The 241-nt window shown below is 65.6% G+C and carries 1 pseudogene; it reads right to left on the reverse strand.

From position 1 onward, the window contains the following. Window positions 1–241: pseudogene (locus EOD29_RS36860) on the reverse strand (hypothetical protein); the annotation flags it as partial.

Raw genomic sequence — 241 nt, forward strand, 5'->3', positions numbered from 1 at the left:
GGCGGATCCTGTCTTTGCGGAGCGGGTGCAATTGCCGGCGGCGGCCGGTCTCGTTCGCTTCTTTCCGGCACCAGCGAAGCCATGTTGCATCCGCCGAGCAGGCCGAGGCCACCCGAAAGCCGCTGGTTGCCGGAGAGGAAGGGCAGAGCGCGCTCATTTCCAAGCTTCTGGAGGACGTTACGCTCCACTCGTCGGGCCGCCGTCATGTCGCCGTTCGGTTTGGCGATAACGCAGTCGCAGC

The sequence above is a fragment of the Mesorhizobium sp. M1A.T.Ca.IN.004.03.1.1 genome, assembly GCF_003997555.1.
Lineage (GTDB): Bacteria > Pseudomonadota > Alphaproteobacteria > Rhizobiales > Rhizobiaceae > Mesorhizobium.